Consider the following 22,895-nt stretch of genomic DNA (forward strand, 5'->3'; position numbering starts at 1 on the left):
TGTTCGCAGGTGGCGGCTAGGCCGCGACGCGCGACGGTGTCGGGCGATCAGCCAGCGCCTTCAGGAGCGCGGCGGCATGAGTCACGATCGAGACCGGCCAGTCAGTGCCCGGCGCGGCCTGCGCATCGATATGACGGCGATCGCCAAGGACGATCAGCTCCCGCACGCCCTCGTCGAGCGCGTGGACTTCCTCGCACCATGCGCCCGGCTGCTGGATGCGAAGGTCGCCCTGACGATAGACTCGATCCCCGATCCGGTAGCTGCCCGCGATCACGATCCGCACAAGCTCCGTCCCGAACCGCGCGCGCGGCATGGCGCAGCCATTGGGCTCGACGTCGGTGCAGACAAGCACCGGACCGAGCGCCGGATCACCCATCAGCGAGATCGCGGCACGCACGCCCGGCGCGACCGCTTGCCAGTTGGCGGCATCGGCATAGGAGCCCGTCAGTTTTCCCATTCGCAACCTGGGCGCCAGCGTTGTGACAATCGCCGAGGGCCCCGCACCGTGCGCAGGATCGTCCGAGAAGATGTCGCCGCCCGCCATGCCGAAATCCGCGGCGATGTGCTTGAGCAGTTCGTTCTCGGGATTGGGATGAAACTCGACCGCCGGACGCATCTTCTGCCCGCGGCTGTCGCCCATGATGACTATTTCCCACTGGCCCTCGTCGCCATAGGTCACGTCGCCATGACCGGGATAGACGCGCCACCCCTCCTGGAAGCGGAATTCACCCGGGCCGTACACATCAGGGTCCATATGAATATGCCCCTTCAGCGCGACACGGAAACTGTCGCTGGCATGGGCATGGGCCGGAGAGACCGGCAGCGTGGAGCCCGGCGCGGCGTTCAGCAGGCTGACAATCGGACCCGCAGCCTCGTCACCGACCATGATCAGGTTGAAGACGAACGCACCGCCCTTGAATTGATACCAGCCCTCGGTCGAGCGGATGCTCATGTCGATATGCTCTTCGAACGTCTCCGGCGTCCCACGCGTACGAAACATGGTGCTCTCCTCTCGAACAGATTCAGTTGCGACCGCCGTTGGGCTCTGCCGCGTCAATCAAAGGTGATGCTGATCCGCCGAGTCACTGGGCGTGACTGGCAGCCCAAAATATAGTTCTCGGCCAGATCGTCCTCCGCCAGCACTTCGTTGTGATCCATCGCCGCCTCCCCTTCGACGACAGTGCAGACACAGGCGCCGCATTTGCCAACGAGGCAGGAAAAGGGCGGGTTCAGATCCGCCTCCTGCATGATGGCGACGAGGGTGCGATCGCTTGGCCAGGCAATGCTGTAAGTGCTGCCGCCAAGCGCGACCTCGAGTTCGGCGGAGAACACATCGGTCCGTTCGCTCAATTCAGCCACGGCTTGCTCCATGGTTGCGCTCCCTTGTCAGCGTTGAATGGCGTGCACGAGACGCATGCGCAGACTATATCAGCGCTCATCTGGCGGCGCCTTTGGCCGGCCCTGCGACTTCGGCCGCCAGGACTCGGCCTCGATTTCGCTCGATCTTAACGACGGTGTTGTGCTTGCTCGCCATGGCGGCCATGTCCTCGAGCACCGCAGCCGCCCGCTCACCTTCCAGCGCATAGGGCTGGAAGATGTCCGCGCCCGCACCGGCGATCGGCACCAGGCTCACCGAGCGAATACCGGATTTGCCAAGCTTGAGCTCGGCCAGCACCGCGTCCTGATGCTCCAGTGTCCGTTCACTGGCGACCACATCGCCGAGCGAGTAGAATATCGGCTTGCCCTTGTAGATCTCGACTGCTTGCTGGACGTGCGAATGGCCGCCGAAGATGACGTCGGCGCCGCTGTCGATGAAGTCGTGCGCGAGCGTGACCTGCCGCTGGTGGATCCTCTTGTTGCCGCCCGGGACCGGCGCGAACTGCCCCCAGTGGAGCGACAGCAAGACATGATCCACGCTTCCCCGGACGCGGGCGATATCCTCCTTGATGATGTCCGGATCGAGCGGCATGACGCCCGATCGTTCGTCCGTCACGAAGCCGATGATCCCCGAGTTCTCGATCTGGGTATAGGCCAGCACCGCGATCCGTATGCCGCCGCGCTCGATAATCAGCGGCTTTCGCGCATCGGCCAGGTTGCGCCCCGCGCCGACCTGTTGCACCCCGGCCCCGGCTAATGCGGAGAGCGTTTCCTGCAACCCGTCCCGCCCGGTATCGAGCGCGTGATTGTTCGCCATCGAAACGGCGGTGACCCCGGCCGCCTTGAGCGCGCCGGCAAATGCAGTCGGGGTGCGGAACAGTCCCGATCGCTCGGCCTTGTCGGCGAGGGGCGATTCCAGATTGGCCAAGACAATGTCCGCCTTGCGGAACACCGTCGAAATCCGTTTCAGCGGATAGGCCATCGATTCTTCGATCGAGTTGAACTCGATCTGCGGGCCAGGGCCGGTGTAGAAGGCCATGAGCCTTGGCCAGCTCTCGAAATCCTTCTGATATTGCTGATAAGCCGGATCGCCGCGCGCCTTCCATTCAGCGAGGCGCGCATCGTACACGAGCCGCGGGACCGGCGGCATGCCCGGAGCGGCGCCCTCGAGCAGATACCGGCTGCGGTTCGCGACCTGCCGGATATTGACGCCGGACCATTCGATGTCGCCCCCCAGGACGATGGTCACCTCGTCTTTCGGCGCAGCCTGCGGCCGGGCCGGGCTCGACAGGGAAAGCAGCGCGACCAACATCGCTGCATGGAGTTTACCGCGTGCGGTTGGCATAGCTGCCTCCGTTGAGATTGGGTGAAGGCCCGTCGTCACTTTCGCCGGCAGCCTCGGCCGACCGCAGCTTCGGCGCGAAGAGGATGGACAGCGAGGCGTAGATCACGACGAAGGCGACCATCCAGCGCAGACCCTCGACCGGGAGGGACTTGACCAGATAGGCGGCGACGAGCACCGCCGGCAGGCCGCCCAGCGTCAAGCCGAGCGCGGTGCGGCCATCATGCTGCCCCGTCCGGATGAAGCCGGCCCCGCCGATGAGCAGCGGGAACAGATTCGCGCCCATCATGATCGGGAACGCCGCCAGTGGACTCATCCCCAGCAGGCTGAGCAGGATCAGGCAAGGCGCGTAATAGCCGATGCCCAGCATCATCAGCCCGCCGAGCACGAAGCTGACCGCGATCGCCAGCGCCAGCTTCGCGCCCTCCAGCCCGCTGGCCTCCCCACCCGGCGGTAGCATGCCGAGATTCTTCGCGATGAACAGCGCCGCCGCGATCGCCAGCGCCGCTGCGATCACATATTGGATCGCACGCAGCGGCAATCTCCCGACGACACGCACGCCGACCATCGATCCGAGCGCAGCCGAAGCGATCATGCCGATCAGGGTCGAGGGGGCGACGGGGACGGCAGCGATGAAGATGAAGGATTGCGCGGCGCAGGGCAGCGCGTTGCCGACGTTCAGCGTGCCTGGAACGAGCCGATCGGGCACCCGCTTGAACAGCCTGAACACCGCCATCGTCGTCGCGAAGGAGCCGATGCCGAGCGTGTCGAAGAACAAGGTAACGGCACCGGTGATCAGGTCACCCGGCCGCATCAACTGCGCATCCCCCCGCCGCCGCGCGGTCAGCGCATGCCGCACCCACACCGCGACGAACCACAGCGAGGTCAGCGCGATCGCGCAAAGCAGGACCAGCTCTACGTTGCTCATGAAACAGCCTCGTCAGCTTGGGGTGCGGGGGTCATTGCTTGACGATCTCGCCGCCCTTCATGACGAACTCGACGCGTTCCATTGAGGTCATGTCGCGCAACGGGTCGCCCGAGGTCGCGATCATGTCGCCATAGCGACCGGGCTGGATGCTGCCGATCTTGTCCGCGGCGCCGATCAGCTCAGCGGAGTGGATCGTGGCCATCTGAAGCGCCGCCATCGCCGGGATGCCGGCCTTGACCAACAGCACCAGCTCATGCGTGGCCTTGCGCGGGCGGGTGTCGGTGCCGAACGCGATTTTCACGCCCATATTGTACGCGATGATCACGTTGCGACCGGTCAGCCGCCCGATGGTGGTGATCTTGGCCCGGCCGGCTTCGCTGAGCATGTCGGGACGCGCCGCCGCCATCTCGGCGAGGTCCACGCCCGCCTGCATGGTCGGCACGAACCAGCTGCCATTGGCCTTCATGATCTTGAAGGTCTCGGCGTCGGCGAACGTGCCGTGTTCGATCGAATCGACGCCGAGCCGCGCGGCATGCTCCACGGCAGTCTTGCCATGCGCATGCGCTGCCACCTTCATGCCCAGCGCATGCGCGGTATCGACGAATGCCTTGATTTCCTCGTCCCTCAGCAGGATCGCGCGCGGATCGTCACCGTCGCTCGACATGCCGCCTGAAATCGCGATCTTGACGAGATCGGCACCCTGTTTGTGCCGCAGCCGCACCAGCTCGATGGCCTGTTGCGGGCCACTGACGATATTGTCGTCCCATTCCGGCTTGTGCAGTGCCGGATCGAGGCCCGAGCTCATGTCGCCATGCCCCCCGGTCGGCGCGATCATTCCGCCGGCAACCCACAGGCGCGGACCAAGCACCTTGTTAGCGGCGATCGCCTTCTTCAGCGTCACCATGACCGGGGTGTAACCGGACACGTCGCGGGCCGAGGTGAACCCCTCCTCAATCAGCATGCCGGCGTTGACGATGCCGGTGATGACCTGATCAGTCGGCGGCTTCTTGACCAGATGATTGAGGATCGGCGCTTCGAAGTCGATCGACATGTGCACATGGCAGTCGATCAGCCCGGGCATCACCGTCTTGCCCTTGAGATCGACAACCTCATAGCCGGCCGGCGTGACATAGCCCGGCGCCACCTGCTGGATGACGCCGTCGCGGATCAGCACCGACATTTGCTCGCGCGGCTGCGGCGATACGCCGTCGATCAACCGGCCGGCATGGACGACGACATCCCTGGCCAGGCTGGCGCCCGACATGCACAGGGCGATCGCGGCCACGGCCGACCGGCCCAACATCATCAACACCGAACCGCGCATCGCTGATTCCTTCTTTCACTCTGGCTTGGTCGTGGCAGTCGCTCAGCGCGCCAGATGCTCGTCGGTGCGCGCGCCGATCGACGCGATGACGGCGGCGAATTCGGCGCTGACATCGGGTGCCGCATGCGGCGCCATGCCAGCGATATCGCCGAAGATCTCCACCGAGGTGCAGCCTTCGTCGCCGGCGGTCAGCGGACCATAGAATTCGTCGGGGCCGGAGGTCGCGACGTCGCCCGGCCGCAGCACCCGGCCATCTGGGAGGATCATCGATCCCTTGACCACGACCTCCATGCGCTGCGTGCCGTGCGCGTGGCGCTGGAGAACATGGCCTGGCGGCAGCTGGAGCAGCATGACCGCGGGCGGGCTCGCCGATTTGTCGCCGAGCACGACCACGCCCAGATCGATGCCCTGTTCGTGCGCGATCTCCCGCGAGAATTCGAAGCCCTTGGTCGTCATTTCGGCGAGTACGTCGCACTCGCCATGTTGGTAAACAGCCATGATCGCCCTTCCCTCAGGATGAAGTCGTTTGCGTCAGAAGAAGATGTCGGGGCGAGGCAGTCCCGCCTTGTCGCAGGCCGCGAGGTAATTCGCGACATACGCCTCCGGCGTGATGGTCTGCGTGACCTCCAGCGTCTGCGGATCAATCTGCTCGAGCGTGCCGTGGCTGATATAGACGGCATCGACGGGCTCGGACCCGGCGAGGAATTTGTGGATCACGCCCGGCGGCTCGAAGATGTAGGTGCCGGGGCGGTATTCGTAGCTGCGGTCATGGCCCCAACAGCCCGAATTGGTCCAGCCGAACACCGGACCCAGATGCCGGTGCAATCCGCTTTCGGCACCGGCGCGCGCGCGGATTTGCGTGACCACCACGCCATCCTCCAGCCGGGCATGAAGGATGCGCACCGATAGGCCGTCCAGGAATTCGATCCACGGAATCTCGTCGCTGTGCATGTGGAACGTGGTCAAGTCGATTGGCGCGGCGCGCCGTTCGACCTCGATGCCGCTAGCCGTCATCGCATTTCTCCCGATCGGACCAATTTGGCCGTCTGTTTTGCCTTGCCGAGCATCATCGGTGGCGACTTTGCACCGTTCTGAAATACGATCAGCACGGTGCAGCCCTCGGGTCCGACCTTGATTGGGCCGTAGCCTGTGCCCGCCGAGGCCCAGCGCACGTCACCGGCGGCAAAGTCGATCTTGCCAACCATCTGCGAGCCCTGGGTAATATATTCGATGTAGTTGCAGTCGTGCGTGTGCGGATCGACGACCTCACCCGGCGCAAACTGCGCGAGCACCATCAGCGGGCCCGCCCCGGCATCGTCGGGATCAAGCGGGAAACCGGCATAGCGGACACCGTCGCCAGCCCGCGTCCACTCGATATCCCGCGCAAAAATATCCTTGTGCCCGCGTCCGGCCATTGGTGCTCTCTCCGCCTTGGTTGCGGCTGACATGGTCTATTCCGACCACGGCAAGCCACTGCGCTGCCGGCTATTATCGGCCAGCAACGTCCATCGCCGCGCATCGCCCGACCTGCGCCATCGCGATCGGGCCTCTCATGGGGGCGGCGACGGCCTGCCGCCCGCCGCCCAGCGCACCATCCTAATAGTTGAAGGAGATGCTCGCCCCGACGATGCGCGGTTCGCTGAACTGCTTGCTCGAGAAACCGAGCGAGTTGTTCAGCGGGGTTGCCGAGGTTGCATAGATTTCCTCGAACAGATTGCGTGCGAAGATGCTGGCGGTGACGCCGTCCAACCCCATGATGTCACGCCAATCGAGGCGCACGTTGACGATGCCGAAGCCGTCCTCGCGCACCGCTTGCCGCGCACTCTCGCCATAGATCTGGATGTAGCGGTTCGCGGCCGTGAGGTAGTAAGCCTCCGACTGATAGGTGAACTGGCCGGTGATCGACACCGTGCCCTTATCCCCGGCGAGCGGGATGTCGTAAGTCGCGTTCGCATTCAGCTTGTGACGCGGGGCGTTCTGGAACGGATTGTCCTTGAGGTCGATATTCGTGCCGGCCGGGGCGGCGCCATAAGGGTCCGCACCGATCCACGAGGTATAGCGGGTACCGTTGAACGAATAGTTCAGGCCGAACGTCAGCTCGCGCGTCGGCGCTACCGTCAGCTCGACCTCGACGCCCTCCAGCTCACCCTTCGCCACGTTGGCGACATAGGACGCGACCGCATTGTTGAGGACGGAGGTGAACGACCGCTGGATATCCGAGTAGGTCGCCTTATACCCCGCCACGTTCAGCCGCCCGCGCATATCGCCGAGATTGAAGTCCCATTTGAAGCCGACTTCGACATCTTCGATATTCTCCGAGCCATATTGCAGCTGGAAGTTCGGTGCGCCGATCGCGGATGAGTTGTTGAGGCCACCCGGCACATATCCTTTGCGCGTCGAGGCATAGATCATGAGTTTGGGTGTCGGCTTGTAATCGATCGAGAAATTATAGTTGGTGCCGCTGGTCTTGAGCGCCTGGGTCGTCAGCGTAGGCGACGGCGTGTAGACGCCGGTAACCGGATTGGTGACGGCAGCGCGCGTGAGCAGCAGGAAATCATCCTTCGTGTGACGGACGCCGGCGGTCAGGTGAACGCCGTCGAGCAAGCCATCCAGCCCGAGCGTGGCCTGTCCGTACCACGCACTCTGATTGGCGCGCCCGCCAACGGTGAATGGCCGGTTGGCGCCATAGCCCAGATTGACGGTGGTCACGCCGCCCAGGCTCTTCTGCACGCCACCGACATTGACCAGATCGACCGTGCTCGGCGCGTGCTGGTAATAATAGCCGCCGACGAAGGCCAGGCGATCGCCGAACAGTGTGCCCGACAACTGCGTCTCGTTCGAATAGAATTTTTCGCCCGGACCGACCGCGATCTGCGCCGTGTTGCCGGCCTGGTTGCCGGAAAGGCCGGCGCCGACGCCGACATAAAGCGTCAGCAACTCGTCGGGCACGCCGCTGACGTTCAGGCCGGCATAGCCGCGCGTACGCTGATAGCCGAAGATGTTCTTGAGCTGCAGCTGAAGCGGGCCGAGTTCCGGCAAGGTCAATTCGGTCCGATTGATGACCGATTCATGCGTGATACGTTCGTTGAAATAGGTGGCGTTGCCAGACAGCGTGCGGCGCAGCTCGTCCCCGCCACGCGCGGTGCGCGCGGATTCAGCGGCGAGATTGGCCTTGGTCGACGCCATGATGGCTAGGCGCTGTGCCACGCAGGCGGACACGGTCGACGCCCATCCCGATGCCACAGCCGCCCCGCAGGCCGCGTCGAACGCGGTCGTATTGGCCGGCAGATTGAACAGCGGGAAATTCGGATTGTACCCGACCGCGAGATATGCGCCGGAGGCTTGGCTCGCATGGAAACGGTTGTAGATCGTCGTGTTCTTGAACCAGGACGCCGGCTGGAACAGCACCGTCAGCCGCTGCGCCTCGTTATTGGTCTCGTCCAGCTTTCGGTCGGTGCCGATGACCGTGGTATAGCCGTTGCGGTGATTGTACTGAGCCGCGGCGCGGATCGCCAGAACGCCATCGATGATCGGTACGCTGACCGCCAGCGTCCCCTGGAAATAGCCGAGATTGCCAAGCGCAAGGCCGCCAGTCGCCTTGAAGTCGTTGAGATCGGGTGCCGCCGGCGTGATCAGCACCGCGCCGGCGGTAGAGGAACGACCGAACAACGTGCCTTGCGGCCCCTTTAGCACCTGCACCGATTCAAGATCGTACATCGGCGTTCCGGCGCTGGTATCGATGCCCAGATTGTTCGTCGGCGTGGGAATTTCCGCGAAATAGGTGCCGACCGTAGGCGTGCTGGTACTTTGACCCGAGAGGCCGCGCATGCCGTAGGTGCCGCCGGTCTGGCCAAAGCGGCTGGCAATGCTGAGCGAGGGGACCTTTTGCTGAAGGTCGCTCTGGTCCGACACCTGTTCGCGCTGCAGTTGTTCGGTGGTCATCGCGGTCACGGCCTGGGGCACGTCCTGCAGGCGTTCGTCGCGGCGACGGGCGGTGACGACGATATCACCGAGCGGGCCGCCTTCATATTGGTCCGCACCTTGACGATCCTGCGCTGCAGCGGCGGGGCTGGCCTGCGCCGCAGCGCCAGCTGGGCTGGACTCATCGGCTGCGAGCGCAGGTGTAGCGCCAACGCCCGCGAGGATGGACGCGCCGATCGTTGCGAGCAGCAATGACTTCGACTTCCTGATCTTCGGCTGTGCCATCTTCAATACCCTCCCAAAGTGCCGTTGATTTTTATCCAGCATGCTCGCCGGTGTTCCTAAAGAGTGATGCAACCAAGCCGGCAGCGATAAGTGCGTTTTCCGGCTGCACCTGCAATTTTGCTCATCATTGGCCGCGGCGGGCACCCCCTTCGGCATGGTGACCCTCGCCTCGCCTCTTCAGTTTCCCTGCGTTGCTGCCCATCCGGACGCGGGGGGCGGGCTCCCGCCATCCAGTCGTGCGAAGCGCCGAACCGCGCGCTCCAATACGCAGTAGTTCCGGCGAACAACCCATGGGACAGGTCATTGCGTCAGTGCGTGCGCCGAAATCCGCTGCTTGAGCATCGCGGCGTGGGATAGCGGCACGAGATAGAAGATGGCGCGCGCCGGGAGAGACGTGAGGTGGATCTAGTGGAACTTGCCGATCTGTGCCGGCGCGCCTTAAACAACCCGCTGCAAGGGTCGGCCCGATGATGCGTCCCGGCGCAGCGCCGCCTGCGGGGCAGCGCGACCATGACCTCGTGATCGTCGGAAGCGGTGCGGGCGCGCTGATCGGGGCGCTGCGTGCCCGCGCGCTCGGCTTGTCGCCCGTCATTCTCGAGAAGCAGGACAAGATCGGCGGCTCGACCGGGCTGTCGGGCGGCGTGTTGTGGGTGCCGATGAACCCGGTGATCCAGCGCGCGGGCGTGGCGGACTCCTATGAACTGGCCTGGTCCTATCTCGAGCATCTGGTCGGCAGGGACGGCGGGCGCGGCGCCACGCCGGAACGGTGGCGCGCGTTCTTGAGTAGCGGCCCGGAAATGGTCGATTTCCTCGAGGGATGCGGCATTCCGTTCAAACATTGCACGCACCGCTCGGACTATCATGACGAACTTCCTGGCGGATTGGCGGAGGGTCGCTCGATCGAATCCACGATCGTCGACGGACATATGCTCGGCCCGTGGTTCGCGCATTTGCAAGGCACCGCCAACCCCTATCCCGTGATGGGGTCCGAGATGCGCTACATCCTGCTGGCGCAGGCCCGGCTGAAGGGCACGGTGATGGCTGCGCGGATGTTGCTGCGCATGGCGAAGCAGCGCGTGCTCGGCCGGCACTATCTCGGCATCGGTGCCGCGCTGACTGCGCGGCTGCTCAAGCTGGTGCTCGATGCCGGCATTCCAGTGGTGATCAATGCGCCCGTCAAGCGATTGCTGACGGAGGGCGAGCGCGTCGTCGGCGTCGAGTATTCCCACGGCGGCGGCGACCATCAGCTGTTCGGCCGGCGCGGCGTGCTGCTGGCGGCGGGCGGGTTTTCGCATTCGAAGCGTCTGCGCGCGCAGCATGGCCCGGCGCCGAGTTCGACCGACTGGACCGCCAGCAATCCCGGAGACACGGGCGAGATGCTGGAGCAAGCCATGCAGCTCGGCGCGGCCACCGACATGATGGATTTCGCGTGGTGGATCCCCACCACGATGCTGCCCGGCGGGCAGCGCGCCTTCGTTGCCGCCGAACTGGCCAAGCCGGGGTGTATCGGGGTCGATCAGGCGGGGAACCGGTTCGTCGACGAGGCGGGGTCCTATGTCGCGTCCGGCCTGGCGATGTACGAGCGGCAGAAGAGCCAACCGGCAGTGCCCTGCTGGGCGATCATGGACCAGCGGTACCGCAATCGCTATCCCTGGGCGGGCAAGCTGCCATTCCAGATGCCGGACAGCTGGCTCACCACCGGATATGTCAAACGCGCCAATTCAATCGAAGAGCTGGCGCGCCTGTGCGGGATCGATCCGCGCCAGCTGATCGCGACGGTCACGCGCTACAATCAGTTCGTCGATAATGGCAGGGACGACGATTACGGGCGCGGATCGCGCCAGTACGACACCTATTACGCCGACCCGTTCCACCGGCCGAGTCCGACGCTGGGGCGCGTCGATCAGGGTCCATTCTACGCTGTAAAATTCTATCCTGGCGATGTCGGTACTGCCGGCGGGCTGGTCTGCGACGACAAGGCCCGCGTGCTGCGCGAGGAAGGCTCACCGATCCAAGGGTTGTTTGCCGCCGGCAACATCACCGCGCCGACCTTTGGCCGAACCTATCCCGGGGCGGGCGCCAGCATCGCGCCCTCGGCCGTGTTCGGCTACATCGCCGCCACCACGGCGGCCGAGCAAACGCAAGCATGACACCGTCCCCCCGCGCGATGCACGCGTGGCTGACGATCGTCGTCCGCACGCGCCCGAAATCGAAAAATCCATACCGGAGAGCCGCAACGTGAATATCGCCAACCCGTCCATGCCGATCGCCGAAGCGCCCGGCCTGACCTATCAGCAGCTGCTCGATCGCGAGGACATCGATCCGCCCCCTCCGCCCGTCTCACGCTTTCACAATCCGGTCGATCTGGGTGTCGAGCCAATCAAGGCGAGCCGCTACACCAGCCGCGAATTCTTCGAGCTCGAAGTCGAGAAAATGTGGCTCAAGACCTGGCAATATACCTGCCGGGAGGAAGAAATCCCGAACGCCGGCGACACATATGTCTTCGACCTGGTCGGCCGGTCGGTGCTGATCGTCCGCCAGCAGGACGGGGCGATCAAGGCGCTGCAGAATGTGTGCCGGCATCGCGGCCGCAAACTCGCAACCCATGGCGGATGCAAGAGCCGGCTGCGCTGTCCCTATCACGGGCTGACCTGGAATATCGACGGATCGTTTCAGCATAATCCGTTCGCCTGGGATTTCCCGCAGGTCGATGAGGCCGCATTCGGGCTGCCCGAACTGCGCCTCGAGACCTGGGCGGGTTTCATCTTCATCAATTTCGACGCGGACGCCGCGCCGCTGCTCGGCCTGCTCGGCGCCTACCCCGAGCATATGGACCACTTCCAGATCGACGACAGCTACAAGGCGGTCCATCTCGGCAAGGTCGTGAACGCCAACTGGAAAGCGTGTGCCGAGGCGTTCCTCGAGTCTTCGCACGTCATCGGCACCCATCCGCAGGCGGCATCCTATGCCGGTTACGACCAGGTCCAATATGATCTGATCTCCGATCACGTCACGCGCTTCGTGGTGCCGATGGGCGTGACGAGCGAAGTGTGGACCGGGCCAGAGCTGTCCGACGAACAGAAGATTCGCGCAGCGCTGGGCAATGGCAGCCGCGGCGGCCCTCCCGGTGCGGCGCTGGCCAAGCCGTTGCGTGAAGGCCAGACGATGCGCAACTATCTGGCGGAGATCGCGCGGGAGAATCTGGAGCGCGATACCGGGTACGATTTTTCCGCAAGGTCGGATGGCGAACTGCTCGACGGCTTTTCCTACGATGTCTTTCCCAACACCCACATCTGGGGCGGGTTCACGGTCAAGATTTGCTACCGCATCCGCCCCTATGGCATGGACCATGAGCGCAGCCTGCTCGAGATTTTCCTGATGAAAATCAAGCCAAAGGGCACCAACCCGGCGCCAGCGCAATATCGCCTGCTCGGACCCGACGAGCTATTGGCCGACGCGCCGGAACTGGGCGGTTCCTATCTTGGCGGCCTGCTCGACCAGGACGTCGCCAATCTCGGCCCGCAGCAGGATGGGTTGCGCGCGCTGGGGCCGGACGGCGAGCTGACGTTCGGGCGCTATTCGGACATGCGCTGCCGCAACCTGCACCGCATGATCGACGACTATCTCGCGCGTTGAACCTTCCCGATGATCGCCGCCAGCCCGAGCGGGCGGCCCAACATGTGAGCGCTTGTCAGTGGCAGATAACGTAATCAAGGGACACGAGGCCGTCGCTGGTGCCCTGCTGGAGCATGGCGCGGACCTGATCTTCGGCGTCCTCGGCAATGCCAACATCTTCGTTCTCGACAGCTTCCGTCGGCTGGGCGGCCGGTACGTACCGGCCGCCAATGAAGGCGGCGCGGTGCTGATGGGGCTGGCCTATGGCCGGTGCGCGGGGAAGGTCGGCGTGGCGACGGTGACGCACGGGCCCGGGCTGTGCAATTCGATCACGGCGCTGGTCGAGGGCGTCAAGTCGCGCATCCCCTTCGTGCTGCTTTGTGGCGACACGGCGCACACCAATCGCGAGAGCACCCAGAATATCCCGCAGCGCGAGCTGGTCATGTCGATCGGTGCGGGGTTCGAAGAGGCAATCTCGCCCGAGACGCTGCTGGGCGACATCGCCCGCGCGTTCCGCCGCGCGGAACTGGAGCGGCGGCCGATCGCGCTCAACTTTCCGGCCGATTTCCAATGGGCCGATGTCACTTATGAAAAGGTGACGCTGCACCGGTTCGAGCGGCGCGCGATGGTGCCGGTCAGCGACGATCTCGACAATGCGGCCGGGATGATCGCCGCCGCGTCCAAGCCGATCATCGTCGCGGGCCGTGGTGCCATCTCGCCCACCGGCAAGGCCGCGCTGCTCAGGCTGGCCGAGCGGACCGGCGCGCTGCTGTCGACGACCGTGCAGGCGCGCGACCTGTTCGATGGCGAGGCCTATAATCTCGGCATCTTCGGCACCTTGTCGACGCCCGCAGCGGTCGATGAGATCGTGGCGAGCGATTGCGTGCTTTTCTTCGGCTGTTCGATGAACGCTTACACGACCAGCCGTGGCGCCTTCATCGAAGGCAAGAAGGTGATCCAGTGCGACAATGATCCGGCCGCGATCAGCCGCTTCGTCGATCCCGACGCCGGGCTGCTCGGCGAGACCGATCTGGTCGCGCAAGCGCTGATCGACCTGCTCGATATGGCCGAAATCCCGCCAAGCGGTTACCGCGATCCGGCCCTGCCCGAGCGGCTGGCTGCATCGACGCTGCCGCTACCGAACACCGCGACCGCGACGACCGTCGATTTCTACACCGCGCTGACCACGATCGGGAATGCGATCCCGCGCGATCGCGTGCTGGTGAACGATTGTGGCCGGTTCGTCGTCGAGGGGCTCAAGGTGTTTCGGATCGCAAACCCGCAGCTCTATTATTTCGGGATCATGTCCGGCTGCATCGGCCTGGGGCTTGCGTCCGCCGTGGGAGCCTCATTCGCCGCGCCACATCTACCGACCTTGCTGGTCACCGGCGATGGCGGCTTCATGAACAACGGCCTGCTCGAGTTCAACACCGCGGTCCGCCAGGGCGTCGATCTGATCTGCGTCGTCTGCAACGACAGCGCCTATGGCATGGAGGTGGCGGAATTCACCCATCGCGACATGCCGCACGACATTGCGTTGATGAACTGGCCCGAGTTCGCACCAGTCGCCAAAGCGCTGGGCGCGCAGGGCGTTACGGTGCGCAACGACGCCGATCTCGCTAACGCGGTGGAGGCGATCAAGAACCGCAAGGGTCCGCTGCTGATCGATCTTAAGATCGACACGCTGGCGATGCCCAACCCGTTCCACTGAGCGCGCGCCATGGACCTTTTACTGAGCGACGAGCAGCAGGCACTGCAGGACTCCTTCCAGCGCGGCGTCATCAAGGAGCTGCCGATGGACCGTTTCCACGGCGCCAGCCGGGCGCCGGAGGATGGCAGCGCGTCGAAGACCTTCGCTGAGCTCGGCTGGCTGCGCATCAGCCTGGCCGAGGCGCTAGGCGGGCTCGGCATGGGCCATGCCGAAGAAGTACTGCTGTTCCGGGAGTTGGGCCGGAATCTGGGGCCGGTGTCGATGATGGCGGGCGTGCTCGCCGCGCGCGTTGCCGCGACGGCGGGCGACACGGAGCGCGCCGAAGCGATCCTCGACGGCGAGACGGACGTCGGCCTGATCGTCGCGGAGCGCGACGACGCGCCGTCGGACGCGCCAGATCGATTCGCGCGGCTGTTTACGTCGGCGCCTTGCAGCACAGCGGTGATGGTACGGGCGGACCATGCGGTTCTCGTCGAGCTGCCCGATCCGGGTCCGGCTTTGCCCTGCCTCGACGAGACGCTGACGATGCACCGCGTCGATCTTCGCCGCGCGCGCGAAATCGCACGGATCGATGGGCCTGACCTGTGGCTGCACGGTCTGTTGCTGACCGCCGCCACGCTTGTCGGCCAGGCGGAGAGCGCGCGCGACATGATCCTTGAATATGCCAAGGTGCGCCACACCTTCGGACGGCCGATCGGCGCCTACCAGGCGGTCCGCCATCCCATCGCGGAGATGACGGCGCGCTGCGAGCATGCGCGATGCCTGACCTATTACGCTGCCCTGGCACTCGACATGGGGCGTGACGACGCGGCGATGCAGGTCGCCGCGGCGCGTGTCGTCGCACAGGAGGCGGCCGCCCGGAACGCCGATGGGAACATCCAGCTGCACGGCGCAGTGGGAATCACCGACGAGCTCAGGGCGCACCTGTTCATGAAGAAGAGCGTCATGTTGTCCAACCTGTTCGCCGGAAAGAAGCCCGCGCTTCGGCGCGTGCTCGACCAAGCGCTGATGGAGGTCTGACGATGGACCTCGTCTATACCTCGGAACAGGTGGAATTTCGGCACAAGGCGCGCGCCTGGCTCAAGGACAATGTGCCCGGTCCGCGCCCGTCCACCCGGGAAGATGCCGCCGCCTATGACAAGGCGTGGCAACGCAAGCTCTATGAGGGTGGCTGGGCCGGGCTGAACTGGCCCAAGGCCTATGGCGGAGCCGCGCTGACCGGAATCCAGTGTCTGATCTGGTTCGAAGAATGCGAGCGGGCCAATGCGCCCGGCTATGGTTTGATGTCGATCGCGCAGACGCATGCAGGACCGACCTTGATCGCACGCGCCAACGAGGATCTGAAAACTTACCACCTGCCGAAGATACTGCGCGGTGAAACGCTGTGGTGCCAGGGGTTTTCCGAGCCGGGCGCGGGATCTGACCTTGCCAGCCTGAAGACGCGCGGGGTGGTCGAGGGCGACCATATCGTGGTGACAGGCCAGAAGACCTGGACGACGGGCGCCAGCACGGCAGATTATCAGGAACTGCTGGTGCGCACCGATCCCGGCTCGCAGCGCCACAAGGGCCTTAGCTGGATCATCTGCGACATGCGATCGCCGGGTATTACGATCCGCCCGATCAGGACCATGATGGGCGAATCCGCGATCAACGAGGTCTTCTACGATCAGGTCCGCATCCCGATCTCGAACGTGGTGGGCGAGATCGACGGCGGATGGAGCGTGGCAATGTCGACACTGGCATTCGAGCGCGGCACGACCTTCCTGCGAGAGCAGATCAGCTTGAGCGCCAAGGTCGAGCGGGCGATCGACCTGGCGCGCCGCACCCGTCTTTCCGATGGGCGCCTCGCGATCGACGATGCGGTGATTGCCGACAAGCTCGCACAGTTGAAGGCGGAAGCACTGGGCCATCGCGCGATGGCCGTCGCCAACGTCTCCAATGTCGATCGCACCGGATCGCCGGGCCCCGAGGGATCAATGGTCAAGCTGCTGGTCGGCATGACTCACAAGGCGCTGGGCGAGGTCGTGACCGAGATCATGGGCTTGGCGATGCTCGACTATGACCACAACCGCGCGAGCAACCCCTGGGCTTATGACCACATGTTGAGTTGGATCATGACCATCGCCGGCGGAACCTCGGAGATCCAGAAAGAGATCATCGCCGATCGCGTGCTCGGCCTGCCCCGGGCGCGGTAGCGCCGCGGTCGCGCCGGCGCGGCGCGCGCCGTTCGATCTGCGTGCAGTCATTCCGCGACCGCGCCGCCGACCGCTTCTGCGACCAGCAGGGCGCCAGCCCACGCCTTGCGCACGGTCTCGCGGTCATCGTCCGCATTCTTGGCGACGATGACCTCCAGCGAGGCGTCGCAGTCGATCACGTCGGTGGCGCGCAGCGAGCTGTTGACCGCGTCCTCAAAGCCCCAGGCGATAAGCGCGATCCGGTTGGCCAGGGCGAAATGGAATGCCGCCAGCGGGCCTTCCGATACCCAGTGAGGCTTCGCACCCGCATTCAGGAAAGGCGCATAGATCGTCGCGAAGGAATAATCATTGTCGATCAGCGGAACCGCGATCTCGAGGCCGTCAATATCGGCCATCTTCAGCTGTGGCCTCTCCAGCAATGGCGACTCCTCGGGCAGCAGCAATCGCGGCCGGCTCTTGTAGATCGTCAGAAAGTCGTAACGGTCCATGTCATGCAGCCTGCCGGCGAGGCACATGTCGATTTCTCGCTCGGCGAGCTGGTTCATGAGGCCGGTCGTGTCGCTGAACACCGTTTTCAACACGATTCCGGGATTGGTTTCCGTAATCGAGTCGATCAGTGCCTTGCGGGTCGGGAGCCAGAAGGATGAGTCGGCGAGACCCAGGATCAGCTCGTTCTTGCCCGACCCGAGCGCGCGCGCGACAGAGTGAATGCGCCGCGACGCGTCGGCGATCTCCTTGACCGCGTCGTAAAAGGCCGCGCCCTCGCTGGTGAGCTTGGCATATCGTCCCTCGCTGTCGAACAGCAGGAATCCGAGGTGGGATTCAAGCTGCTTGATCTGGCGCGACAGCCAAGCCGCCTCGACCCCGAGCTTGAACGCGGCGGCCGGCAGGGACTTGGCGCGCGCAACGTGATAGAATTGCACGATCCGCGCCAGGTCTTGGTCCATCCTCATCCGTCTGATCTTCCTTTTTTGGCGCCCGCCCCAGGACCGAGGGGCGCGGCGTCACCGCATCAGATCGACGTCGTCAGCAGATTGCGCGCGGTAGCCCAAAAGGTACGAACCGAGCGCCGTTCGTCATCCTTGTTGCGCAACGCCAGCACCTCGATCATCGCGGTGCAATCGACGATTTCCCTGAGCACCAGGGAGTTGCTCATCATGCTCTCGAATCCCCAGGCAATCATACAGACCCGGCGGGAGGCGGCAATATACATGGCGGCATACGGACCCTCCGGCGCCCAATGCGGCCGCGCTCCGGCATCAAGAAACGGCTGATAGATCAGGTCGAAGGCATAGTTGTTGTAGATCATCGGACACACGATATCGAGACCAGCCATATCCGACATGGTAATCTGTTCTTTTTGCGCCAGTTCGGATTCTTTGGGAATGAACAGGAACGGCCGGTTTCTGTGTATAACGATGCTGTCGAATTCGTCATGCCCCTGCACCGCGCCGATGATGGCGATGTCGATCGTTCGCTGAATCAGCTCGTCGAACAGCTCGGTGCTGGTCTTGGCGACAGTCGAAATCGCCATGTCGGGATGACGCGTCCGGAAAGAGGCGAGCAGCGCCTGCCGCTCAGGAATCCAGAAGGTCGAGCTGCTGATCCCAACCGCGAGCTGGCGGCTCTTTTTCTGCTCCAGCGATTGCGCGAGCGCCTGGGCACGGTTCGCGGCCTCGGCCAGATGCTTCGCCGCGGTGAAGAACTGGCGCCCTTCCGGCGTCAGGGTGACCTGCCGGGTCGTGCGAGTCAGCAACTGACACCCCAGCTGCGTTTCAAGCTGCTGGATTTGTCGCGAGAGCCAAGTCGGATCGACGTGCAGTTTCTGCGCGGCCCTGATGAACGAACTGCCTTCGGCCACATAGTAGAATCGGACGGCCCGGGCGAGATCAATATCCATGGATCACACTGAAATTTCTCATATGCAACGCAGGAATGCCGCGCTGGCGGAGCCTGTCAATCCATCCCCTCGACACAGGTGCGCGATCGACGTGATGCTGCTGGGCAGGATGGTCGCACGAAACCACGTCTGCGATTGCTGTGAATCCGCCAGCCGCCTGGTCAGGAAGCACTTTTCATCGCCGACATCGCCCGGCACGCTTTGCATCAGCTTGGCCGACGAGCAACGCCCTCCCCCCGGCGCGAGAACATGAAATTGCAGCAACTGCCAGCAGCGCGCCACGAAGAATCGACTGCTCAGGCGATGAGCGCCGACGAAGCTTCAATCCGTCGCGACCTGGCAGCGTGCTATCGGCTGGTCGCGCTCAACAGCTGGGACGACCTCACCGCAACTCACATCTCAGCGCGACTTCCGGGAGCAGCGGATGAGTTCCTGATCAATCCTCACGGCCTGCTGTTCGAGGAAATCACCGCATCGAGCCTGGTCAAGGTGAATCATGCCGGCGAGACCCTCGCACCGACCCCCTATCCCATCAACCCTGCCGGCTTCGTCATCCACAGTGCGATCCATATGGCACGCGCCGATGCCGGCTGCGTCATCCATCTGCACACGCGCGACGGCATGGCGGTGTCCGCCCTGGAAGAAGGACTGTTGCCGCTGACGCAGCAGGCAATCCTGGTGATGAGCGAGCTATCGTTCCACGATTATGAAGGGGTGGCAACCGACCTGGACGAGCGCGTGCGGCTGCAGCGCGATCTGGGCCAGAAGAACCTGATGTTCCTTCGCAACCACGGCACCTTGGCCGTGGGCCGCACGGTGCGCGAAGCGTTCCGCTCGATCGCCAATCTGGAGACCGCCTGCGCGGCACAGGTCGCGGCGCTGTCGATGGGGCGCCCGTTGCACTTCCCCGATCCGCACGTCGCCGCCGAAGCGGACCGCAAGTTCTCGCGCGACATGATGGCGGCGTCCGCGGAACGCAACTGGCCGGCGCTGCTGCGCAAGCTCGACCGGGAGAGCCCCGGCTATGCGGACTGAAGGGCGACATTTTTTTGCGGCGGATGAGGGCTCGATCCAAGATCGCTGCCGACCAACGAGGAACAAGCAAGTCATGGCAACCGACACATACACGGAGCTGCGGGCGAGGCTTGACCGGTGAGCATCGACTCCCTGACGGGCCTCGCCGCGGCGCAGGGCATTCCCTCGCTTCGCCCGACCATCTCGGGCAGCAGGCAGGTCGTGACCGCGGGCCATTACCTTGCCACTCAGGCGGCACACAACATCCTTGAAGTCGGCGGCAATGCGATCGACGCCGGTGTCTGTGCGACGCTGGTTATGGCCGTGGTGCAAAGCGAGATGGTCAACGTCGCCGGCGTCGCGCCGATGGCCATCTATCTTGCCGAGCGTGACGAGGTTCTCACGATCAGCGGCCTGGGCTGGTGGCCCAAAGCGGTGACGCCCGATCTGTTCATGCGCCATCATGACGGGCGCATCCCGGAAGGCATTCTGCGCACCGTGGTCCCGGCCGCGCCGGACGCGTGCATCACTGCGCTCGCGCAGTTCGGCACGATGAGCTTTGCCGACGTAGCGCAAAGCGCGATCGGCTTCGCGCGCGACGGCTATGTCATGTATCCGTTTCAGGCCAGTCTTTTGGAGACGTTCCAGGACACGTTGGCGCAGTGGCCAAGCTCGGCCGCAATCTACCTGCCCGGCGGGCGACCGCCCAAGGCCGGCGAGCTGTTCGTCCAGGCCGATCTCGCCGCGAGCCTGCAATATATGGCCGATCGCGAGCACCGGGCGGCCGGCGCCGGACGCGTTGCCGGGTTGGACGCCGCGCGCGACGCATTCTATCGCGGTGACATCGCGCGCACGATCGTGGATTTCCACGAGCGCAACGGCGGACTGCTGACGATGCAGGATCTGGCGGATTTCCATGTCGATGTAGAGCCGCCGGTGTCCAAGCGCTTCGGTGCCGCGACCATCTATTCATGCGGGTCCTGGTGCCAGGGCCCCAGCCTGCTGCAGATCCTCGCGGTGCTCGAAGGAATCGATCTTGCCGCGATGGGTCACAACAGCACGGCCTATGTCCACTGCATCGCAGAGGCGATCAAGCTGTGCTTCGCGGACCGGCATCGCTATTTCGGCGACCCGCGGTTCCAGGATGTGCCGATCGCGCGATTGCTGGACCCGGGCTATTGCGCCGAACGCCGAGCACTGATCTCCCCGACGCAGGCGTGGCGCGAGATGCCGCCGCCCGGCGAACTGGGCGCGACGCAGGCGCGGCATCCGGCCAGCTTGCCGGGACAGCCGCCGGCGGTCCCGGCGCTCGACACCTCTTACGTCGCCGTCATCGACCGGCATGGCAACGTCTTCTCCTGCACGCCGAGCGACGTGTCGACCGATACGCCCGTCATTCCAGGCACCGGCCTGTGTCCGTCATCGCGGGGCAGCCAGTCCTGGGCCGATCCCTCCCATCCATCCAGCGTCGCCCCGGGGAAGCGTCCGCGGCTGACTCCCGCGGCATTCCTGTTTCGCACCGACGACGGCGATGTCGGCGCGTTCGGTACGCCGGGGGGTGATGTGCAGCTACAGGCGCTGGTGCAGGTGTGGCTCAACATCGAGCTGTTCGGCATGTCGCCGCAGCAGGCCGTGGAAGCGCCGCGATTCGCAAGCTACAGTTTCCCCGACTCGTTCGAGCCGCATGCCTATCATCCCGGTCGTTTGAATGTGGAGGGACGTATAGAATCGGAGCAGACCGATGAACTCGCCCGGCTTGGCCACGATGTTGTCGGCTGGCCTGATTTCGCATGGCGCGCGGGCGCAGTCTGCTATGCCCGCAAAAGATCCGACGGCATGCTCGAGGCTGCGGCGGACCCGCGCCGGCCAGCCTACGCGCTCGGCCGCTGATGCGTTGGCCCGGCGGCGCCGACCAGGCCAGGGTCAAAACGGCATGAAATATCCGCGCCTTCCGCAGGCCGAAAGTCGCGAATGGGCGGCAAGCTGGCAAATCCCGCTTGTCGGCCTGATCGGCATGGCGATGTCGGGCACGCCCTATATCATGCTTGGTACGCTTATGACGGCCATTGCCGAGGATACCGGCTGGACCAGGCTGCAAATCTCGTCCGGGACCGGCATCATGAGCGCGATCATCGTGCTGCTGGCGCCGATTATGGGAATGGCGATCGATCGCTTTGGATCGCGCCGGATCGGCCTGCCTGGGCTCGCGATGTTCTGTCTTGCGCTTGCCTCGCTCGCGCTTGCAGGGCCGAGCCAACAGGCCTGGTGGGCCGGATGGAGCTTTGTCGCAATCGCCGCGCTGTTCATCAAATCGACGGTATGGACCGCCGCGATCGTGACACGGTTCAGCGACAGCCGCGGCCTCGCGATCGCGGTGGCACTCACCGGCTCCGGCGTGGCGACGTTCAGCCTGCCCTTGATCCTGACGCTGTTGCAGCAATCCTTTGGCTGGCGCGGCGCGGTTGTAGGGTTGGCGGCGCTGTACGCGCTGCTGTCGCTCCCGCTCGCCTGGCGCTATTTCTACGATGCCGCCGATCAGCGGCGACGTGAGAAGCTCGACACCGCGCCCATTGGCCGTTCCACCCTGCCCGGCCTTTCCCCGCGCGAAATCTTCAGGTCGCGCAAATTCTTCCAGATCGGTCTTTCGGGCCTGCTCGCCGGGATCGGGGTCACCGCGCTAACCGTGCACTTCATCCCCCTGCTCAAAGATAGCGGCTTCGCCCCGCTTACCGCGGCGACGATCGCATCGGGCATCGGGCTCGCCACCATCTTCGGGCGCCTGACCACAGGGCTGCTGCTAGACCGGTTCAAGGCCTCGACAATAGGCTTCGTGACATTCTCGCTGCCGGTCCTCGCTTGCATGTTGCTGTTGCTCGCGCCGAGTATTCCGATGGCGTTCGTGGTCGCAGTGCTGATCGGCTTTGCGGCCGGCGCGGAATTCGACGTGCTCGCCTATCTGGCCGCCCGCCAGTTCGGCGTGCGCCATTATGGCCTCGTCTTCGGCACAGTCGTCGGCCTTTTGAGCTTCGGCGCAGGATTGGGGCCGATGCTGGGCGCGCACTTGTTCGACTTGTACGGCAGTTACCGGACCATGCTGCTGACGGTTGCGGGGACGTTCAGCCTGTCGGCGATCCTGATCGGCACGCTCGGACCCTACCCGGTGCATCGCACTCCCGCACGCGATCTGGAAACCCGGCCCGCCTGATGGCGTCGGCAAGCAACCTGGGCGGCCGACCCGCGCCCGCCCGCAAGTCGTGCGGACTTCGCTTCGCTGCCGCAATAT

20 protein-coding genes are annotated in these 22,895 nt (G+C 64.5%); 8 read left to right on the top strand and 12 right to left on the bottom strand.

Translation table 11 applies throughout. The features are described from left to right. Window positions 1–16: 16 nt before the first annotated feature. The 9 genes from M9978_RS20465 to M9978_RS20505 form a co-directional block, all read right to left on the bottom strand. Entirely contained in the window at window positions 17–1,000 is a 984-nt protein-coding gene (locus M9978_RS20465; RefSeq protein ID WP_254296528.1) for a hypothetical protein, read from the bottom strand. A gap of 53 nt (window positions 1,001–1,053) precedes the next feature. Next, window positions 1,054–1,371 carry a 2Fe-2S iron-sulfur cluster-binding protein gene (locus M9978_RS20470; protein ID WP_254296530.1) on the bottom strand — a complete coding sequence of 106 codons (318 nt, stop codon included), beginning with the start codon at window positions 1,369–1,371 and terminating at the stop codon, window positions 1,054–1,056. Window positions 1,372–1,435: 64 nt separating this feature from the next. Beyond that, the gene (locus M9978_RS20475; RefSeq protein WP_254296532.1) at window positions 1,436–2,722 is read right to left on the bottom strand and encodes a CapA family protein; all 1,287 of its coding nucleotides are present in this window, start codon (window positions 2,720–2,722) and stop codon (window positions 1,436–1,438) included. Further along, the gene (locus M9978_RS20480) at window positions 2,703–3,647 is read right to left on the bottom strand and encodes a sulfite exporter TauE/SafE family protein (protein ID WP_254296534.1); all 945 of its coding nucleotides are present in this window, start codon (window positions 3,645–3,647) and stop codon (window positions 2,703–2,705) included. The genes M9978_RS20475 and M9978_RS20480 overlap by 20 nt, the downstream gene beginning before the upstream one ends. A gap of 31 nt (window positions 3,648–3,678) precedes the next feature. Beyond that, window positions 3,679–4,971, bottom strand: a complete 1,293-nt coding sequence (locus M9978_RS20485) for an amidohydrolase family protein (protein WP_254296535.1) — start codon at window positions 4,969–4,971, stop codon at window positions 3,679–3,681. Between the two features lie 42 nt (window positions 4,972–5,013). Then, window positions 5,014–5,469: a cupin domain-containing protein gene (locus tag M9978_RS20490; protein WP_254296537.1), complete on the bottom strand. Its 456-nt coding sequence runs from the start codon at window positions 5,467–5,469 to the stop codon at window positions 5,014–5,016. A 33-nt stretch (window positions 5,470–5,502) separates the two neighbouring features. Continuing rightward, window positions 5,503–5,985 (bottom strand): cupin domain-containing protein, encoded by a 483-nt coding sequence (locus tag M9978_RS20495; protein WP_254296540.1) that lies wholly within the window; start codon window positions 5,983–5,985, stop codon window positions 5,503–5,505. Further along, window positions 5,982–6,386 (bottom strand): cupin domain-containing protein, encoded by a 405-nt coding sequence (locus M9978_RS20500; RefSeq protein ID WP_254296543.1) that lies wholly within the window; start codon window positions 6,384–6,386, stop codon window positions 5,982–5,984. The genes M9978_RS20495 and M9978_RS20500 overlap by 4 nt, the downstream gene beginning before the upstream one ends. Before the next feature lie 181 nt (window positions 6,387–6,567). Then, window positions 6,568–9,177, bottom strand: a complete 2,610-nt coding sequence (locus M9978_RS20505) for a TonB-dependent receptor (protein WP_254296545.1) — start codon at window positions 9,175–9,177, stop codon at window positions 6,568–6,570. A gap of 467 nt (window positions 9,178–9,644) precedes the next feature. Between M9978_RS20505 and M9978_RS20510 the strand changes: the two genes are divergently transcribed. The 5 genes from M9978_RS20510 to M9978_RS20530 are packed head-to-tail and all read left to right on the top strand — an operon-like array spanning window position 9,645 to window position 16,698. Then, on the top strand, window positions 9,645–11,327 hold the full coding sequence (locus M9978_RS20510; protein ID WP_254296548.1) for an FAD-binding protein: 1,683 nt from the start codon (window positions 9,645–9,647) through the stop codon (window positions 11,325–11,327). 25 nt (window positions 11,328–11,352) lie between these two features. Continuing rightward, entirely contained in the window at window positions 11,353–12,813 is a 1,461-nt protein-coding gene (locus M9978_RS20515) for an aromatic ring-hydroxylating oxygenase subunit alpha (protein WP_254296550.1), read from the top strand. Between the two features lie 58 nt (window positions 12,814–12,871). Next, the gene (locus M9978_RS20520; protein WP_254296552.1) at window positions 12,872–14,503 is read left to right on the top strand and encodes a thiamine pyrophosphate-binding protein; all 1,632 of its coding nucleotides are present in this window, start codon (window positions 12,872–12,874) and stop codon (window positions 14,501–14,503) included. 9 nt (window positions 14,504–14,512) lie between these two features. Next, complete coding sequence (locus tag M9978_RS20525) at window positions 14,513–15,523, top strand: acyl-CoA dehydrogenase family protein (RefSeq protein WP_254296554.1); 1,011 nt, start codon at window positions 14,513–14,515, stop codon at window positions 15,521–15,523. A 2-nt stretch (window positions 15,524–15,525) separates the two neighbouring features. After that, window positions 15,526–16,698, top strand: coding sequence for an acyl-CoA dehydrogenase family protein (locus tag M9978_RS20530; RefSeq protein WP_254296556.1), 1,173 nt, complete (start codon window positions 15,526–15,528; stop codon window positions 16,696–16,698). A 47-nt stretch (window positions 16,699–16,745) separates the two neighbouring features. On the opposite strand, the gene M9978_RS20535 is transcribed toward M9978_RS20530, so the two are convergent. The 3 genes from M9978_RS20535 to M9978_RS20545 are packed head-to-tail and all read right to left on the bottom strand — an operon-like array spanning window position 16,746 to window position 18,880. Further along, window positions 16,746–17,651, bottom strand: a complete 906-nt coding sequence (locus tag M9978_RS20535; RefSeq protein ID WP_254296560.1) for a LysR family transcriptional regulator — start codon at window positions 17,649–17,651, stop codon at window positions 16,746–16,748. A gap of 59 nt (window positions 17,652–17,710) precedes the next feature. Further along, window positions 17,711–18,598: a LysR family transcriptional regulator gene (locus tag M9978_RS20540; RefSeq protein WP_254296563.1), complete on the bottom strand. Its 888-nt coding sequence runs from the start codon at window positions 18,596–18,598 to the stop codon at window positions 17,711–17,713. Window positions 18,599–18,616: 18 nt separating this feature from the next. Next, window positions 18,617–18,880 (bottom strand): hypothetical protein, encoded by a 264-nt coding sequence (locus tag M9978_RS20545; RefSeq protein ID WP_254296565.1) that lies wholly within the window; start codon window positions 18,878–18,880, stop codon window positions 18,617–18,619. Between the two features lie 21 nt (window positions 18,881–18,901). Here M9978_RS20545 and M9978_RS20550 point away from each other — a divergent pair, with 21 nt between their 5' ends. The 3 genes from M9978_RS20550 to M9978_RS20560 all read left to right on the top strand — a co-directional run bounded on the left by M9978_RS20550 (window position 18,902) and on the right by M9978_RS20560 (window position 22,817). Further along, window positions 18,902–19,633 carry a class II aldolase/adducin family protein gene (locus M9978_RS20550; protein WP_254296567.1) on the top strand — a complete coding sequence of 244 codons (732 nt, stop codon included), beginning with the start codon at window positions 18,902–18,904 and terminating at the stop codon, window positions 19,631–19,633. 117 nt (window positions 19,634–19,750) lie between these two features. Continuing rightward, on the top strand, window positions 19,751–21,502 hold the full coding sequence (locus M9978_RS20555; RefSeq protein ID WP_254296570.1) for a gamma-glutamyltransferase family protein: 1,752 nt from the start codon (window positions 19,751–19,753) through the stop codon (window positions 21,500–21,502). 43 nt (window positions 21,503–21,545) lie between these two features. Then, window positions 21,546–22,817, top strand: a complete 1,272-nt coding sequence (locus M9978_RS20560) for an MFS transporter (protein ID WP_254296573.1) — start codon at window positions 21,546–21,548, stop codon at window positions 22,815–22,817. Window positions 22,818–22,895 lie beyond the last annotated feature (78 nt).

Origin of the sequence: Sphingomonas tagetis, from assembly GCF_024211275.1 — a bacterium.
In the GTDB taxonomy this organism is placed as follows: domain Bacteria; phylum Pseudomonadota; class Alphaproteobacteria; order Sphingomonadales; family Sphingomonadaceae; genus Sphingomonas; species Sphingomonas tagetis.